At 35.7% G+C, this 17220-nt stretch carries 17 protein-coding genes and 1 pseudogene; 6 read left to right on the forward strand and 12 right to left on the reverse strand.

Annotation, left to right across the window (positions count from 1 at the left end):
- Positions 1 to 91 precede the first annotated feature (91 nt).
- The 6 genes and pseudogenes from GSM_RS14535 to GSM_RS04985 all read left to right on the forward strand — a co-directional run bounded on the left by GSM_RS14535 (position 92) and on the right by GSM_RS04985 (position 4030).
- Positions 92 to 541 (forward strand): hypothetical protein, encoded by a 450-nt coding sequence (locus GSM_RS14535; protein ID WP_010077862.1) that lies wholly within the window; start codon positions 92 to 94, stop codon positions 539 to 541.
- Positions 542 to 602: 61 nt separating this feature from the next.
- Positions 603 to 764: pseudogene (locus GSM_RS15620) on the forward strand (SHOCT domain-containing protein); the annotation flags it as partial.
- 56 nt (positions 765 to 820) lie between these two features.
- Positions 821 to 1648, forward strand: a complete 828-nt coding sequence (locus GSM_RS04970; RefSeq protein WP_010077864.1) for a ParA family protein — start codon at positions 821 to 823, stop codon at positions 1646 to 1648.
- 47 nt (positions 1649 to 1695) lie between these two features.
- On the forward strand, positions 1696 to 2112 hold the full coding sequence (locus GSM_RS04975) for a hypothetical protein (RefSeq protein WP_003690537.1): 417 nt from the start codon (positions 1696 to 1698) through the stop codon (positions 2110 to 2112).
- A gap of 2 nt (positions 2113 to 2114) precedes the next feature.
- On the forward strand, positions 2115 to 2753 hold the full coding sequence (locus GSM_RS04980) for a hypothetical protein (RefSeq protein WP_003690535.1): 639 nt from the start codon (positions 2115 to 2117) through the stop codon (positions 2751 to 2753).
- Positions 2754 to 2908: 155 nt separating this feature from the next.
- Positions 2909 to 4030 carry a tyrosine-type recombinase/integrase gene (locus GSM_RS04985; RefSeq protein WP_003690532.1) on the forward strand — a complete coding sequence of 374 codons (1122 nt, stop codon included), beginning with the start codon at positions 2909 to 2911 and terminating at the stop codon, positions 4028 to 4030.
- Between the two features lie 108 nt (positions 4031 to 4138).
- On the opposite strand, the gene rplS is transcribed toward GSM_RS04985, so the two are convergent.
- The 12 genes from rplS to recG all read right to left on the reverse strand — a co-directional run bounded on the left by rplS (position 4139) and on the right by recG (position 16997).
- Complete coding sequence (rplS, locus tag GSM_RS04990; protein WP_003690530.1) at positions 4139 to 4486, reverse strand: 50S ribosomal protein L19; 348 nt, start codon at positions 4484 to 4486, stop codon at positions 4139 to 4141.
- 108 nt (positions 4487 to 4594) lie between these two features.
- Positions 4595 to 5332, reverse strand: coding sequence for a tRNA (guanosine(37)-N1)-methyltransferase TrmD (trmD, locus tag GSM_RS04995; RefSeq protein WP_003690528.1), 738 nt, complete (start codon positions 5330 to 5332; stop codon positions 4595 to 4597).
- Positions 5332 to 5841 carry a ribosome maturation factor RimM gene (rimM, locus tag GSM_RS05000; protein ID WP_003690525.1) on the reverse strand — a complete coding sequence of 170 codons (510 nt, stop codon included), beginning with the start codon at positions 5839 to 5841 and terminating at the stop codon, positions 5332 to 5334. Before rimM ends, trmD begins: the two co-directional genes overlap by 1 nt.
- Positions 5842 to 6026: 185 nt before the next feature.
- On the reverse strand, positions 6027 to 6299 hold the full coding sequence (gene rpsP / locus GSM_RS05005; RefSeq protein WP_003690523.1) for a 30S ribosomal protein S16: 273 nt from the start codon (positions 6297 to 6299) through the stop codon (positions 6027 to 6029).
- 93 nt (positions 6300 to 6392) lie between these two features.
- A complete protein-coding gene (gene ffh / locus GSM_RS05010; RefSeq protein WP_003690521.1) occupies positions 6393 to 7826 on the reverse strand; it encodes a signal recognition particle protein in 1434 nt (477 codons plus the stop codon).
- 15 nt (positions 7827 to 7841) lie between these two features.
- On the reverse strand, positions 7842 to 8180 hold the full coding sequence (locus GSM_RS05015; protein ID WP_003690519.1) for a putative DNA-binding protein: 339 nt from the start codon (positions 8178 to 8180) through the stop codon (positions 7842 to 7844).
- 24 nt (positions 8181 to 8204) lie between these two features.
- Positions 8205 to 9215: a signal recognition particle-docking protein FtsY gene (ftsY, locus tag GSM_RS05020; RefSeq protein ID WP_003690517.1), complete on the reverse strand. Its 1011-nt coding sequence runs from the start codon at positions 9213 to 9215 to the stop codon at positions 8205 to 8207.
- A 2-nt stretch (positions 9216 to 9217) separates the two neighbouring features.
- Entirely contained in the window at positions 9218 to 12784 is a 3567-nt protein-coding gene (gene smc, locus GSM_RS05025; RefSeq protein ID WP_003690516.1) for a chromosome segregation protein SMC, read from the reverse strand.
- A 43-nt stretch (positions 12785 to 12827) separates the two neighbouring features.
- A complete protein-coding gene (rnc, locus tag GSM_RS05030) occupies positions 12828 to 13517 on the reverse strand; it encodes a ribonuclease III (RefSeq protein WP_003690514.1) in 690 nt (229 codons plus the stop codon).
- A 156-nt stretch (positions 13518 to 13673) separates the two neighbouring features.
- Entirely contained in the window at positions 13674 to 13916 is a 243-nt protein-coding gene (gene acpP, locus GSM_RS05035; protein WP_003690512.1) for an acyl carrier protein, read from the reverse strand.
- A 3-nt stretch (positions 13917 to 13919) separates the two neighbouring features.
- Positions 13920 to 14942 (reverse strand): phosphate acyltransferase PlsX, encoded by a 1023-nt coding sequence (plsX, locus tag GSM_RS05040; protein ID WP_010077865.1) that lies wholly within the window; start codon positions 14940 to 14942, stop codon positions 13920 to 13922.
- 15 nt (positions 14943 to 14957) lie between these two features.
- Entirely contained in the window at positions 14958 to 16997 is a 2040-nt protein-coding gene (recG, locus tag GSM_RS05045) for an ATP-dependent DNA helicase RecG (RefSeq protein ID WP_003690668.1), read from the reverse strand.
- Positions 16998 to 17220: the final 223 nt, after the last annotated feature.

The following is a 17220-nucleotide window of genomic DNA, read 5'->3' on the forward strand; positions in this document are numbered from 1 at the left end:
GATTTGCAACAGGTTTGTTAGAAAAATTTTCAATTGAAGAATTTGGTGTGTCATATAATTATTTTTTGAGTAATAATTAGGGGGAATTATTATGGGATTGATGGACAAAATTAAAGAATCAATAAAAGCAGAAGAAGAAAAAGCACAAGAAAAAATAAAAATTGAACGCGAAAATAAAAAATTTCAAGCTGAGCTTGCTAAAGAATTCCCTAAAAATGAAAAAAAATTAAATTCTTACCTAAAGTATAATGATTCATTAAAAGCTTTTGGAATTAATCTACTTTTCGGAATACCTGGAAAAATAATAAAATACGAAGATTTGTCTAGTTTTGAACTTCAACAGGATGGCGAAACCATTACAAAAGGTGGTCTAGGTCGAGCTATTGTTTTTGGAGCCGCTACAGGTGGAATCGGAGCAATTGTAGGTGGAATTACCGGTAAAAAATCTGCATCATCTGTAAACACGGAAACAAAGATAAAGGTTGTCTCTAAGAGTGAGACAGCAAATGTTTCATATATCATCTTTAACCAAAAAAATTAAAAAGAACAGTAATACCTATAAGCAGATTGCAATTGAGGTTGATAAAACTTTAGCGTTTTTGCAAAATGTTATTGATGAACAATCCAAAGAAATGAATGTAGAAAAAGTTGGGAATCCTTCTTCTGTCGCTGACGAGATAAAGAAATTCAAGGAACTTGCAGATTCAGGAGTTATCACTCAAGAAGAGTTCGAGGCTAAAAAGAAACAGCTGCTAGGGTTATAAAAGTGTGCTGTTGTTTTTTACATAGTTAGAGAAAAATATATATTGGGGGTATAGTTATGACAGCAAAAGTTATTAGTTTCATTAACATGAAAGGTGGAGTCGGTAAAACAACATTGTGTTTAGAAATAGCTAACTTTTTAGCGAATAAGAAAAGTGAACATAGTGAAAAAAATTACCGAGTTTTATTAATCGATATAGATCCACAGGCAAATTTAACTCAAGCACTTAATGAACATTATTTCCCGCAAAAGGAAAAGTTCGACAAATCGATAGAAGTCATTTTTAATAAAAAACCAGAAGGATTTAATCCTGGTGATGTCATAGTGCAACTTGAAAAAAATATTGATCTAATTCCAGGAGAATTAGAAACAATATTTTTGGAACGTTCAAGTGGTAATTCAACTAGTCAAAAATTATTAGATTTCATAATTGACTATAAAATCAGAAACAATTATGATTTTATTATGATTGATTGTCCTCCTACTTATTCTATTTATACAGAAACAGCATTATTTATAAGTGATTATTATTTTGTACCAGTAATTCCGGATAAATATTCTACTCTTGGTGTTGATTTACTAGAAAGAGTTGTTCATGATATTGTAGATAATAATAGGAACTCAGTATTTAAGAATAGATCCCCAAAAAATATGGGTATTATTTTCACAAGGGTTTCAGATGAAAAACCTAAGCAAAAAATTTACATGTCTGCATTAAGAAAATCGGATATTGTAAAACAAAACGAATTAACAGTTTTTGATGATAAACAAAATTTTAAGGAATACAATAAACTTTCAACATTTGAATTAGGCAAATTTGTTACAGACACAAATGACCATAGACTTAAAGAAATGGTTGATAGAATTGGTAAAAAAATTTCTTGAACGAATTCAACTTCTAGAAAAATCATAAATTAAAGGAATGATGAAAAATGTCGCCTTATCTAGAAAAGAAGATAAAAGAACTGTCTTTCACTACTAACATAGATAAAACAAGAATCGAACTTCTGAGCACTTTAGTTCCTTTTATTTTATCTACTGAAATTTTTGAACATAATCCAAATGTCAGAGAACTGACTGACAAATTACTCTTAAAAAAAGAGTTAAAAGATTATTTATTTAAAAGCAGAACACAAATAGTTGCTAGAATTGTTAGAGAAATTCAAGGCTTTAGTGAAGAACAACTTTATAAAAATATTATAATTTTTAAAGACTTCTATTCTGAAAACTTAGATACTCCTTCGGAAGAAAAGAAGAAGAAAGTAAAACTGCTTACTAATAATGAGTTACGTGCTGAGGAACGAATTTTGAAAACAATGAAAAAATATAGTCGAAATAGAGATAAATAAAAATGACAGAAGCAGATTTTCTTAACTACAAAAAAGTAATAACTAATTTTTTTCCTAAATTTAAATTTAAAGAAAATACGTCAACTTTACATTCGCTTTATTTTTTAGTTAATAATTCTTTTTCACTTTGCAACATTTTATTAGACTTTGAGAAAATAAAGAAAGATGATAATTTTTTTGACTTAATCATTGAATATAGAGAGTTCTATGCGCGCCTTTTAGTATCGGTTACACTGAATGATGAATTTTTCACTTCAAATGTTGTAAGAATATTAGTTGAAAAGCTTTATCGCATCCTATATGGATACTACAATCCATCGAAGTCAATACGTCGTATTCGAACATCAGCTAGGAAAAATCTTCTACGTGGTACGAATCTCACAGATAGAAATGCAGAAATGCTCGATAGACTTTATCATGTATATTCTGAATTAATACATGACACACATCCATCTACTAATACAAAAATAGATATTCAAAAAAGATTAGACGGTAATCTGTTTGACCTAAAAAAAATTACTCAAGATTTGCAATGTCTTGAAAACATTTTTGTTCTGGAACTATTTCTTAAACTCATACCAGACTTAGACTCAACAGATACAGCTATTAAAATTCGAATAAAATCGATTTTTATTCATTAATTGTATTCAAATGCCTCTTTTGGGGGCTTTTATTTAACACGTTAAGTGAACATACGTGCGTATTTGATAACTAAGAATACGCAATAATAAGTAAATATTGCTTTTTTATAATGCAAATAGTATTGATATGTGTAACAGAAGGAGGAAATACACAAATGTGGTATGAGAAGCTTGCTGAGAAAAAGTTCAAATTTATAGAGCGGTACAAAGATCCTTATACGGACAAATACGTGCGTGTATCTGTTTTGATGAACAGTAACTCAACTCATGCAGTTAAGCAAGCCCAACAGACACTTGATAGAAAAGTCAGTAAAAAGTTACACCAACATTCTCAAAAAGTTACAGAAATTACAATCGGTGAATTAATTAGGGAATGGCTTGTACTTTATAAAAAAAGAGTACGCAATTCAACGTATATGTCTGCTGTTTATAATTTACATACTTTTTCTGATAAAATTAACAATGAAATTGTGGTTTCTAAGATAGACTCAAGGCTCATTAAACGGGTTCTTGAGAGCATGATCTATGATGATGAGCTGTCTAATAAATATGTATCAATAGTTAAGTCGAGGCTTAACAAGCTATTTAAATATGCAATCTCGCAAAATTACGCAAAAAATAATCCAGTTGAAGATTTAGAAATATCTTTTAAAAATAATGAGTCATCAAATACTAAGAATAAGTTTCTAGATAGTGATGAGCTTGCTATGCTTTTAGAATATACCTATCACAGAAACGCTATGTACGGTTATTTATTTGAATGGCTATATTTGACCGGCATGCGTGCTGGGGAAGCTCTAGCGTTAAATAAGAGGGATATTTTCAACGACAAAGGAGTATACTATGTTGATATTAACGGGACACTAGATTATCATGGATTAAAAATCAGTGATCAGAAAAAAACCAAGGTAACGAAAACGGCAGCAGGAATGAGAACTATCTCTTTACCCAACAAGGCAGTTGAGATATATGAGAAACTCTGCTCACTTAACTCTGCAAGTGATTATCTATTTGAAACATCTAATCAAACGCCTTTAAGCATTTCGGCAATAAATACTTTTTTAAGAAAAGCTAAATCGGAACTAAAAATAAATAAGCCACTCTCAAGTCACATTTTTAGACACACGCATATTTCTAAACTTGCAGAAATTGGAACACCCCTTTATGTAATCCAAGAAAGAGTCGGACATGAAAGTAGCAAGATCACTTCTAAAATATATTTGCACGTCACTCAAAATGCACAGAAAAAACTTAGAAATGACCTCGACCAACTCTAGTTTGCCCCTTTTGTGCCCCTTAAACATAAAAGTACAGTTTTTTACAAAGCAAATTTATTCTTGTAAAACAAAAAAAGCCTTGATAAACAAGGCTTTTTGAACGTTATATTAACGACGTCTTTCAGGAATACGAGCTGCTTTACCATGTAATGCACGCAAGTAATACAACTTAGCACGACGTACACGTCCTTGACGAATTACTTCAATCTTTTCAACACGTGGTGTGTGGACTGGGAATGTACGTTCAACACCAATACCACTACTAATCTTACGAACTGTATAAGTTTCGCTGATACCTTCACCACGACGTTTGATAACTACACCTTCGAAAATCTGGATACGTTCACGAGTACCTTCAACGATACGAGCGTGGACACGAACAGTATCACCAGGGCGGAAATCTGGAATATCACTACGTAATTGAGATTCCGTAATTTTTTTAATCAATGGGTTCATCTTGTTTCTTCCTTTCGCCAACATTCTTGTCTTTCAACAGCGGAATATTGTTAATGTGGCGCATAGCCACTTAGAATATTATCATATCGTAAAATAATTATCAAGTGCTTATTTTCTAGTGTTGCCCCTTATTTCATCCAATATCTTTTTTTGTTGTTCAGTTAATTCTAGTTCTGCAAGCAAATCTGGTCTTCGTAAAAATGTTCGTCTCAAGGACTCATATTCTCGCCACTGCGCAATCTTTTGATGATTACCGCTAACAAGTACCTCAGGAACATCCATCCCCCTATATGAGACTGGTCTCGTATACTGGGGATACTCCAACAACCCGCTTGAAAATGAGTCTCCCGGTGCAGAATCTTTATTACCTAAGGTACCTTGTAATAGTCTGGCAGTAGCATCAATTATTACCATTGCGCCAAGTTCTCCACCAGTTAGGATATAGTCTCCCAATGAAATTTCATCAGTGACCCTCTTCCTAATTCTCTCATCGTAACCCTCATAATGGCCGCAAATAAATGTTAGATGATCTTTTGCAGATAATTCTTCTGCCACTTTTTGATTAAATTGCCTTCCTGCCGGATCAAGTAAAATCACACTTCCTAATCCGTCGTTCTTCTTCTCAACATAATCCAGAGCATCAAAGATCGGCTGTGCTTGTAATAACATTCCAGCACCACCGCCATACGGATAATCATCAACATGGTGCTGTTTGTTACTGGTAAAATCACGGTAGTTTGTAATGTCAACATCTATGATTTTACTTTCAATTGCCTTACCCACAATGGATGATTCCAAGGGGCCCTTGAACATCTCCGGAAATAAACTTAAAATATCGATTTTCATTAATCATCCAACCCATCTAACACATCGGCGATTATGCTTCCATTTGCGATATCGACCTTTTTTATAACATCATGAATTGCAGGTAAAAGTAGGTCCTTTTTCCCAACTCTTTTAACGCTCCAAACATCATTAGCACCTAAACTCATGACTTCACTAATTTCTCCTATTTCATTGTTTTCTTCATCAAATACTTTCAATCCAATTATTTCGTGATGATAGAAGTTGTTATCAGCTAGTTTTTGTTGCTGTTCTTCCTTAACTGCCAATTTAAGTCCCTTGAATTTCTCAACTAGGTTTATATCCTGATAGTTCTCAAATGTTAATAAATAAAATTGTTTTACTTTACGGACAGCCATAATTTTCAGTACAAGCTCTCTATCAGGCAATAGTAGATATAACATTTTGCCCTTTTTAAAGCGTTCATCTGGAAAGTCAGTAATTATTTTAACTTTTACCTCACCATGTATTCCGTGAGTGTTAATAATCTGTCCTACTTCATAAAAACTCATTCTTCCACCTCTTTAAAAAAGAAAATCCCCCAAATAAAACATCACTGCTTCATCTAAAGGGATTCACTAATTATATACAATTCTTAATCAAACATACAGTATAGCCAATTATTACAAATATTCAACTATCAAAGCACATAAGTTAAGATTACAATTAAGGGTCTTTTTATATGCAATAAGTCTTATTATTTACTGAATTTTGCATCATGGAACTTCTTCATGACACCATTCTTTGAAAGAATATTACGTACTGTATCTGAAGGTTGTGCTCCATTGCTCAACCAGTTCAAAATATTTTCTTCCTTAAGTGTAACACTTTCAGGTTCTGTCAATGGATTGTATGTTCCAACTGTTTCGATGAAACGACCATCACGTGGTGAACGTGAATCTGCAACAACGATACGGTAAAATGGACGCTTTTTAGAACCCATACGTTTTAAACGAATTTTAACTGACATTAACTACACCTCCTATTAACTTTCTTAACGTTAATAATATAACAGTATTTTGGCTTGGTGTAAAGGATTATTTCTTGACAGACACAAAAAAATTTATTTCCTGCGTTTTTTATTCTTCAAGCGCTTAAGTTTGCGCTTCTTATTCTTTCGTGCCATAGAATTCATTGACATCTTTGCAAGCTTGCCAGATAATCCATTGCCAAACATACCCTCCATGCCTTCAAAGTTTCCCTTAGAAACCTTCCCCATCATCTTCTTCATCTCGTTAAATTGTTTAATCATTCTGTTAACTTCATGAATTGGACGACCTGAACCGGCGGCAATTCTTCTTCTCCGGCTAGGATTGAATAGATCTGGATTTTCGCGTTCCTCGTTAGTCATTGAATAAACAACAGCCTTAAGATGATCAATGTCTTTAGGGTTAACTTTTAAATTCTTAATTGCAGGATTATTTGCCATCCCAGGAATCATCTTTATGATATCTTCCATTGGTCCCATTTTTTGAACTTGCTCCATTTGATCAATGAAATCATTGAAGTCAAAGCTGTTCTCACGCATCTTTTCTTGCATTTGCTGAGCTTTTTTCTCATCGAAATCTTGCTGTGCCTTTTCAATCAAGGTCAGCATATCACCCATTCCTAAGATACGTGACGACATTCTGTCTGGATAAAATACATCCAAATCTGTCATTTTCTCACCTTGACCAATGAACTTGATAGGCTTACCAGTGACCGAACGAATTGATAACGCAGCACCACCACGAGTATCACCATCTAACTTGGTCAATACAACACCTGTAACATCCAATTGTTCATTGAATCCTTTGGCAACTTCAACTGCATTTTGACCTGTCATTGCATCAACTGTCAACAGGATTTCATCTGGTTGTGCCAATGTCTTGATTTGAGCAAGTTCATCCATCAGTAATTCATCAATTTGCAAGCGACCGGCAGTATCGATCAATACATAATCATTTTTCTTCTCAGCAGCTAATTCTAGCCCTTTTCTGACAATTTCAACTGGTGAAACGTCAGTTCCCATTGAAAAGACAGGTACATCAATACTCTTACCCAATATTTCCAGCTGATCAATCGCAGCGGGTCTGTAAATATCCGCAGCAATCATTAATGGACGAGCATTCTTTTCATTCTTTAACTTTAAAGCTAATTTACCTAATGTGGTTGTCTTACCAGCACCTTGGAGACCAACCATCATAATGATTGTTGGAATCTTGTCTGATTTATTTAATTCGACAGCTTCCTCACCCATGACTTTGGTTAGTTCATCATTAACGATTTTTACAATTTGTTGCGCAGGAGTTAAGCTCTCCAGAACCTCCGCACCAATAGCACGAGTTCTGACTGTCTTAACGAAATCTTTTACTACTTGGAAATTTACATCGGCTTCAAGTAATGCAAGCCTAATCTCACGCATGACCTCTCGTACATCAGCTTCACTGATCTTACCTTTTTTCCGCAACTTGCCGATTGCATTCTGAAGTCGCTCTGTTAATCCTTCAAATGCCACTTAATCCACCAACTTTCATTCTTCTAATTCTTCTAATTGTTCAACTAACCTGCTTAAAGCCTTATCATCTGGATAATTTTTTTGAACATAACTCTGAAGCTCATCAGTCCTTTGACTTTGTTCCTGAAAATTCTGCAACAGATGAAGTTTCTTTTCATAGGATTCAAGGATTGTTTCCGTTCTTCTTATATTATCATACACAGCTTGTCTTGAAATCTGATAATTTTCAGCAATTTCACCAAGTGAGTAATCATCCCGATAATATAAAGCAAGATACTCCATCTGTTTACTAGTCAAAAGCGGTTCATAAAATTCAAACAAAGCATTAATTCTATTTGTTTTTTCAATTGCCATCGCTCATCACCTACTTCAACCAGATTAATTTTCTTCTTTTGGAGCCTCCACCAAACCATTAAAGAGTCCGTAAACAAACTCGACTGGTTCAAAGTCACGCAAGTCATCCATTTTTTCACCCAGCCCAACAAGTTTAACCGGAAGATGTAATTCATTACGAATCGCTAAGACAATTCCGCCTTTAGCAGTTCCATCCAACTTAGTCAAAACAATTCCTGTCACATTTGTGACATCCTTAAACTGTTTTGCCTGCGTTAATGCATTTTGACCAGTAGTTGCATCCAAGGCTAATAAAACTTCTTGTGGTGCATCTGGTAGTTCACGGGTAATCACTCGCGCAATTTTACCCAATTCATTCATCAAGTTAACCTTATTTTGTAGCCTGCCAGCAGTATCTACCAATAAGATATCATAGTCCTCACTCTTGGCTTTTTGAACGGCATCAAAAACAACTGCTGCTGGATCGCTTCTTTCTGGTTTTCGAACAACTTCAACATTCACTCGTCTTCCCCATTCAACAAGCTGCTCGATTGCGCCGGCTCTAAATGTATCGGCCGCGGCAAGTAAAACCTTCTTTCCCTCCTGCTGATACCTATGGGCAAGTTTCCCGATTGTTGTCGTCTTCCCAACACCATTAACACCCACAAAAAGAAAAACAGTTGGTCCGTTCTGTGCAAAGTGCAATGAATTATCTTCTGTCGTTCCTTCTGCTTCATATAGCGAAACAAGTTTTTCAATAATCGCATTTGAAACATCTTTTTTATCTTTTACATTGCGCAGCTTTACCTCTTCTTGAAGCTCCTCACTAATCTTAACAGCAGTCTCAAAGCCGACATCGGCCTCAATCAATTTTTCTTCCAACTCTTCAAAGAATTCTTCATCAACACTGCGGAAATTTGCAAAAAGTTCATTGAGCTTATCACCAAAAGTTTTGCGTGATTTCTCCAGTCCTTTTTCATATTTTTGTTCCTCAACAGTCTGTTTTTCTTCTTCCTGACCGCTAAACACATGTTTAAGTTTATCAAAAAAGCCCATTTTTATCCCCCTTTAGCGACATTTTCTTCGAGTATATTTTCAAGAGAAACTGAAACCGTCCTTGATATGCCTGATTCCTGCATCGTCACCCCATATAAGATATCAGCTCGACTCATCGTCCCTTTTCTATGTGTAATGATAATAAATTGTGTCTGATCATGGAAGTTCTGCAAATATGATGAATAACGATCTACATTCGCATCATCTAGGGCTGCTTCTGCCTCATCTAGAATTGCAAAGGGCACTGGTTTTACTTTCAAGATGGCAAAGAGCAGTGTCAATGCAGTCAATGCTTTTTCTCCTCCCGACAATAGAGATAATTTCTGTAGTTTTTTACCAGGTGGTTGTGCCATGATCTCTATTCCTGTTGTCAATAGATCGCTTGAATCAGTTAATTTCAAAGATGCTTTCCCACCACCGAACATCTGTGGAAAGACCTCAGTAAATGCATCCGCAACAGCCTTGAATGTCTTTCCAAAACGGATTTTAACTTCATTATCCATTTCTTGCATGCTTTTTTGCAACTGTTTTTTTGCTTCCAACAAATCATTTTGCTGCATTGATAGAAACTCAAAACGTTCATTTACGCGTTCATATTCATCAATTGAACCAATATTAACTTCTCCTAGTTCTTCAATACCTAAACGCAGCAGCTTTAACTTTTGCAATACGTGTTTCAAATCATGCTCTTTATTTTGAGCCTTTGCAGCCTCATATGTTAATTCATATGTTTGTGCTAGTTCGGACAGGCTCTGATCAAGTATACCATTTACCTTGCTTAATTTAATACTTTTCTCACGCTGCTTATTAAATGTTAGCTCCTGCAGGTTGTTAACTCTTGTCAATTCAGTTTCATTTGATTGCAGATATTCATGAATATCAGCTCGCATTTTTTTACCTTTTGTAAGTTCGATAGCAATTGCCTCTTGTTTTTCGTTAATCTGACGCAGTTGTTGTACTATCTCCTCAGATTTTAGAGAGTCAATTTTTTGTTTGTTGTCAATCCCATCTAATATTTTCTGTTCATCTTGAAGTGCATCTTGATACTCATTAATCTGTTTTTTATTAGCCACAGCCTTTTCATTTAAAGAACTCAATCTTTCTGTGACAATTGCCAAACGTCGTTTCATATCATTGCCTTTTTGTGTATTTTGTTCTTTAACTTCATTTAGCTTTGTAAGCATATTTTTCTTACTGTCAAACTCAGCCCGAAGCTTATTTATTTTTTGCTCTAAAATAGCCTGCTTTTCAGCAAGAGAATTCTTATTCGCACCAAATGCATCATTTTTTATTTCCTGTTCAAACTCTTCTTGTTGTAGCTCAAGAGCCTCTTTTGAATCCCTTAATTGATTTTTCAAAAGTACAAGTTGAGATTCTATATTATGACTTTCTTCTTTTTTCGCAGCTACATTTTTTTCAATCATTTGAACATCTATCTTTTTTTGCTCAAAATCTTTTTTTGCATTGGCGCCCTGAAGTTCAATCTTTTTCATCTTTTGCTTCATTTCGGCGAGATCATTTTCTAATGTCTTGATTCGCTCTTTTTGCTCTATTAGTCCACTATTTTTTTGCTTATTTGCACCACCAGTCATTGCACCGCCAGGATTAACAACATCACCTGCTAGCGAAACAACTCGTAGACTATGGTCAAGCTTTCTTGCAACATCCACCGCAATATCGATATCCTCCACAATGACTGTTGTACCCAGTAAATAATTCAAAATTGGCTGATCATCTTTAGCACACTTTACTAACTGATTACCAATTCCAAGAACACCTGGAATTTTTGCTAATATTTCAGATTGATACTTACTTAATTTCCGCTGTCTCACTGTATTCCGCGGTAAAAAAGTAACTCTTCCCAAACGATTCTTTACTAAATAATTTATACCAGCCTTTGCTGCCTGCTCGTTTTCAACAACAACATTTTGTGTTTGGCTTCCTAAGGCAATTTCAATTGCATATGCAATATTTGAAGGAACATCCAACAGTTCTGCAACTGCACCTATAATTCCAGCAAATTTTGCTCTTTTCTGCAGAATTTCCTTGACACCACGATAATATCCGGCAAAATTATCATCAATATTCTTTAGGCTATCATGTTGTGCCTGTGCACGCTGAACAATTGCTAATGCCTTATACCAGCTGTCTTTTTGCTGTTGCAGCTTCACTTGTAAACTTGACAAATCATCTTGCTCAGTTTCAAAGCGTTTATTTTCAATTTCTAATAGCTTGCATTTTTCTTCGTAAATTAATTTCAAATCGTCTGTTTTCTTTTTAAGAGTCTGAATATTTTCCTGCTGTTTTTTTGTTTTCTTGAGAAAAATATCTTTACTTGCCTTGTTTCTTTGCTCTTCTTTTGTGAGATATAAAGCCTGATTTTTTAAAGACGTCTGTTCTTGCATCTTTGTAATTATTTGCTGTCTCAAGTCTTCAATTTCAGCTGCAATCTGGTTTGCATCATGCTCATGCAATTCCGTTAAATCAGTGACTTTTCTTTGCAATTCCGTTTGTTCTTCTGTAAGATCTTTAATCTGTTTTATTAATTCCATGCGTTCAATTTCTACTTGTTTCAGTTTTTCCTGGTTTAATTTTTTTTGTGCCTTAACCTCAGTGATTTTTTGTAACTGGTAGTCTTTTTCCTTTTGTGTAATTTCTTTTTTCCCACTGTAGCGTTCTTTCTGACCAGTTAAAAGTGCTGCTTCTTCTTGTAAACGATCAAGACTGTGATTCAATTCATCTTGCTTCTTATGCAATGAATTAACAGATGACTCGTATTGCTCAATCTGTTTTTTATTTTTAGCCTTAACTGCCTCTAACTGTGCAATCTCACCTTCAAATACAACTTTTTTCTGTTTATTCTCAGCAATTTCCAGAACTAATTTACTTAAATTATAATGGTCAAAATCTTTTTTCTGTTCTAGATAATCCCTTGCAATACTGCTCTGCTCTTTTAATGGTTCTCTTTGCATTTGTAATTCCACAACAATATCTGCAACTCTATTCAAATGATCTGCAGTTTCAGCCAATTCTTGTTGTGCCTTTTGCTTCTCTTTTTTATATTTCAAAACACCAGCGACTTCTTCAATGATCACCCGGCGTTCCTCAGGCTTACTATTAAAGATTGATTCAACGCGTCCCTGAGAAATAATTGAAAATGATTCTCTTCCAAGCCCTGTATCCAACATCAGGCCTGTGATATCTTTCAAGCGAACCTGTTTTCCATTCAATAAAAATTCGCTATCACCATTACGATAAATTCTACGCGCAATTGCAATCTCGTCTTCATCCAACGGTAAATAGTGATCCTTGTTATCAAAAATAATCTCAACTTCTGCGCGGTTAAGTGGTGCACGAGTGTCTGTCCCGGCAAAAATTACGTCCGGCATTTTTTCACCACGAAGATTCTTAGCAGACTGTTCCCCTAAGACCCAGCGAATCGCTTCAATTACATTGCTCTTACCGCTTCCATTTGGTCCGACAATTGCTGTCATCCCATCTTGAAAATCAATTTGTGTTTTGTCTGCAAAAGACTTGAAGCCATTGATTATCAGTGACTTTAACTTCATCCAGCACTGCTCCTTTATTTCCTTACTATATAGATAGGCTTCTTTACTTTAAAGATTTTAATGCAGCATTTGCAGCTACCTGTTCAGCCTCTTTCTTTGAATGTCCGCTGCCTGTTCCTAAAACCTTACCATCAGCACTAACAGCCATTGTGTACATTTTGTCATGTTCTGGTCCAAGATCAGCAACTTCATCATAAGTGATGGTTACCTCACCTTTTTCCTGCAATAATTCCTGCAATTCCGTCTTGTGATCTAACAAGTGATCAAACCATCCCAAGTCTAATTTAGGAAAAACAACTTTTGCAATAAATTCTTCTACTGCTTTTTTGCCTTGGTCTTGATACAATGCCCCAATAAAAGCCTCGAAAATATCACATAACAAGGCCGGTCTTTGCCTTGCATTGGCCTTTTCTTCTCCTTTACCAAGTCTGATGTATTCGTCAAAATTGCATTCTTTTGCAAATTTGCTGAAGCTATCTTCACAAACCATTGCTGCACGCAACCGTGAAAGCTTTCCTTCCGACATTCCAGGATAGCGACGATACAAATATTCAGAGACACAAAGCTGCATCACAGCATCTCCCAAGAATTCAATTCGTTCGTAATACTTTAGATGCTCCTTTGGATGCTCATTTACATATGAAGCATGTGTAAATGCCTCATCAAGTAGCTCAGGTCGTTTAAAATCTATTTCAAAATCGTTTTTTAGTTTTTGTACTAATCCGATTATCACTTTTTGTCTTCTCCTTTTTACAACTTAATACTTTATATTATACCCTTACATATCTATCTGAACAAAGCATGACAGTCATTCTTCTAAAAAAAGATAGATCATCATCCAGGATTTTTCCTGCTGCAATCTATCTTCCAGAATTTTAAATGTCAGTGACTATTCTTGGTGATTCGCAATATACTTAACTGCATCTGCGACAGTGATTAATTTTTCTGCATCTTCATCAGGTATTTCAGCCGAAAATGTATCTTCAAGTTCAAGCACAAATTCAACAATATCTATTGAATCGGCATTCAAGTCCGTTGAAAAGTTCAAATCAGGGGTTACTTTATCTTCTTCAACATCAAAGCGTTCATTGATAATTTTTACAATCTTGTCATAAATTTCTTTTTCTGTCATCTTTTATTCCTCCGCACCATCTGTTTTTTTTGCTTCTTCTTCAAAATACGCAACTAAATCGGGAATCATCTTTTCTTCCAACATTTTATGAATCTGCTTCAACGTATAATAGACCGCTGCACTATCACTTGAGCCATGGGCCTTCACAACAGGCGCCTTGACACCAAGTAAAACAGCCCCACCGTACTGTGATTGATTCATCTTATTTTTTAGTTCATTAAAAGTCGATTTGAGTAACAATGCACCTAATTTACCTGACACTCCGCTATTCATAATTGAATCCTTCAACAAATGCATTGTAGCTGAAGCAGTCCCTTCAATTGCTTTTAAAACAGCATTGCCGGTGAAACCATCTGCAACCACTACATCTGCTACATCTTTTAAAATTGCATTGGATTCTACATTACCAACAAAATTCAAATTTGGAGTTGCCTTTAATAACTGATACGCCTCTTGTGTAGTCTTACTACCCTTGTGTTCCTCAGTTCCATTATTCAGCAAGCCTATTCTCGGATTTGCAATTCCTCTGACCTTTTGTGCATAGTACTTACCAAGAATCGCATATTCATAAAGATGTTCAGGTTTATTATCGGCATTTGCGCCGCTATCCAACAGATTTAAAGCTCCCTCGCCCTTTGAAAGCATCGGAAGTGTGGAAAGTAATCCAGGACGACTGATTCCCTTGATTCTTCCAACAATCAACAGTCCGGCAGCAAGGAGCGCGCCAGTATTACCGCATGAAAAGAACGCATCGGCTTCGCCATCTTTAACTGCTTTTGCAGCTAAAACCATTGATGAATCCTTCTTTCGTCGAATTGCTCGAACAGGTTCATCATTCATGTCAATCTTATTATCAGTATGAATAATCTGAATCCTAGATTGATCATTTAAATACTTCTTAATTTCACTTTCTTTACCATAGAGATTGAACTCAAGATCACTATACTCATCTCTTGCCCGCTCAACCCCTTCAACAACCGTTTGAGGTGCGTTATCTCCACCCATAGCGTCAACTGCAATTTTCATTAAATCCATCCTTCTTTAATCAAATGATGCTCCCAATAAAGTTCGATTCAAATACTTTATCAGTTCTTCATTTTCTTTTTTTTGTTTAAAATGTTCATTGTTGATTATTTGCCGTGCTTCTTCTTTTGCTATCTGTAATATTCGCAAATCAGCGATTGGATCACCTAATTTAAATTCAGGTATTCCTGATTGTTTATTTCCTAAAATGTCGCCTTGTCCTCGAAGTTCCAAGTCCTTTTGTGCAATCACGAACCCATTATTTGTTTCTGTCATTATCTGCATCCGTGCAATCCCATATTCATTTTTAGGATCAGCGACAAGGAGACAGTAGGATTGCTTATCTCCTCGTCCGACTCGGCCACGTAGCTGATGCAGCTGTGCCAAACCAAATCTATCCGCATCAAGAATCATCATAACAGTTGCATTCGCCACGTCAACTCCTACTTCAATTACTGTAGTTGCTACCAACACATCAATCTTGTGCTCCTTAAAAGCGGACATTACCTTTTCTTTTTCCTCACCGCTCATTTTACCATGAAGAAGCCCAACTTGATATCGCGATCCTAAATGTTCATTTGTTTTGTTGAATATTTCCTCAGCATTTTTCAAGTCCATTGCCTCAGATTCTTCAATTAAAGGGCTGACGATATACGCCTGTGAATTATTAGCTAATTCCCGTTCGAGAAACTCATAGGCACTTGCTAATTGACGATTCTTTACCCACTGGGTCCGAATAGCTTTGCGTCCCTTTGGTAATTCTCTAATCGTGGAAACATCCATTTCTCCATAAGTTGTCAGTGCCAATGTTCGTGGAATTGGAGTTGCTGTCATCATTAGTACGTCAGGGGACTTTCCCTTTTCCCTGAGGATTTGTCTTTGCCCGACACCAAAACGATGTTGCTCATCTGTTACAACCAAACCGAGATTCAAGAACTCAATATCTGGTTGAATCAACGCATGGGTCCCGACTACAAGATTGATTGTCCCTTTTTTCAAATTGGATAATAATTCGCGTCTTTGCGCCACTCTCGTTACAGTCGAACTCGTCAAGAGTGCCACAGTAACTCCCATGGGCTCGAACAACTGTGCCAACTTTGTAGCATGCTGTTGAGCTAATATTTCAGTTGGGACCATTAATGCGGTTTGGAATCCTGCTGTAATAGCTGCATACATAATAATTGCTGCAACAATAGTCTTTCCTGAACCAACATCGCCTTGTAACAACCTGTTCATATGTCTTTGCATGTGCATATCGTGGCAGATCTCATTCACAACTTTTTTCTGTGAATTTGTTAATTCAAAGGGTAGCCTTGCAATAAACTGCTTTAGTTTCCCGAGTTTGTAGTTAATTTTCAATCCTTCATTAATGTTGTCATTTTCCTTGATATACTGCATTCGAGCTTGAAAAAGAAAAAATTCCTCAAAAGTTCCGCTGCGGCGTGCCAATTTCACAGATTTTTGGTCTTTTGGAAAATGAATCTCATGAATAATTTCTTTTCGTGAAAGCAAATGGTATTTTTTTGCCAGATAATCCGGAATAATATCAACGATTGCATCTTCATACTCATCATATGCCTGCTCTATTAATTTTTTTACCTGGGACTGTTTGATCTCCTTCGAAGAACGGTATACCCCGCCAAGTTCATTACTGTTATCGTCTGCCAATATTTTCATGCCTGTTAAGTTTTGCCTTTTATGGTTCCACTTGCCATAAACAGTTAATTCTTTACCCAACTCAATTCTAGAACGTAAATATCCTTGATTAAAAAAAGTCACCATAATCACATCATGTTCTACCAAAAGTTTAAAATTTAGGCGATTTTTCTGGCGTCCAAAGCGACTCAGTACTGGTTCTGTTGCAACAGTTCCTTTTAAAGCTACCTTTTCTTGATCACCAATTTCCGCAAGCTTACGTGCAGCGTAGTCGTCATATCTGAATGGATATGCAGTTAACAGGTCTTCAATGGTATTTATGCCCAATTTGTTCAGTGCTTGAACTTTCTTAGGACCAACACCTGACAGAACTGCTACTGAATCACTAAGTTGTTTTGCCAAAAACATCACCTCTCTTTAAATGACCTAAAAATGGAAGTGTTACATAAGTCGGTAAAATTTTAGTACTGAATCTAAACTACAAGTACGTTGAATCATTTGCTATGAGTACTATGAGTAATCCGATATTAGACGAAAAATTTTGACTAATGTAACACGTTTATCTGGAACAAATAGAGGAGCTAGGTCAAAGTTAAACTTTTGACCCAACTCCATCATCATGAAA

Origin of the sequence: Liquorilactobacillus mali KCTC 3596 = DSM 20444, assembly GCF_000260415.1 — a bacterium.
Classification (GTDB): Bacteria; Bacillota; Bacilli; order Lactobacillales; family Lactobacillaceae; genus Liquorilactobacillus; species Liquorilactobacillus mali.

Bases quoted from the DNA above. Each gene is read 5' to 3' on its own strand.
- rimM (WP_003690525.1), bottom strand. From the start codon at position 5,841: ATGAGTTTTTATGAAGTAGGACAGATTATTAACACTCACGGAATACAT.
- GSM_RS04985 (WP_003690532.1), top strand. From the start codon at position 2,909: ATGTGGTATGAGAAGCTTGCTGAGAAAAAGTTCAAATTTATAGAGCGG.
- GSM_RS04970 (WP_010077864.1), top strand. From the start codon at position 821: ATGACAGCAAAAGTTATTAGTTTCATTAACATGAAAGGTGGAGTCGGT.
- GSM_RS04975 (WP_003690537.1), top strand. From the start codon at position 1,696: ATGTCGCCTTATCTAGAAAAGAAGATAAAAGAACTGTCTTTCACTACT.
- GSM_RS14535 (WP_010077862.1), top strand. From the start codon at position 92: ATGGGATTGATGGACAAAATTAAAGAATCAATAAAAGCAGAAGAAGAA.
- acpP (WP_003690512.1), bottom strand. From the start codon at position 13,916: ATGACAGAAAAAGAAATTTATGACAAGATTGTAAAAATTATCAATGAA.
- smc (WP_003690516.1), bottom strand. From the start codon at position 12,784: ATGAAGTTAAAGTCACTGATAATCAATGGCTTCAAGTCTTTTGCAGAC.
- ftsY (WP_003690517.1), bottom strand. From the start codon at position 9,215: ATGGGCTTTTTTGATAAACTTAAACATGTGTTTAGCGGTCAGGAAGAA.
- rpsP (WP_003690523.1), bottom strand. From the start codon at position 6,299: ATGTCAGTTAAAATTCGTTTAAAACGTATGGGTTCTAAAAAGCGTCCA.
- GSM_RS05015 (WP_003690519.1), bottom strand. From the start codon at position 8,180: ATGGCAATTGAAAAAACAAATAGAATTAATGCTTTGTTTGAATTTTAT.
- GSM_RS04980 (WP_003690535.1), top strand. From the start codon at position 2,115: ATGACAGAAGCAGATTTTCTTAACTACAAAAAAGTAATAACTAATTTT.
- rplS (WP_003690530.1), bottom strand. From the start codon at position 4,486: ATGAACCCATTGATTAAAAAAATTACGGAATCTCAATTACGTAGTGAT.
- plsX (WP_010077865.1), bottom strand. From the start codon at position 14,942: ATGAAAATTGCAGTTGACGCTATGGGTGGAGATAACGCACCTCAAACG.
- trmD (WP_003690528.1), bottom strand. From the start codon at position 5,332: ATGAAAATCGATATTTTAAGTTTATTTCCGGAGATGTTCAAGGGCCCC.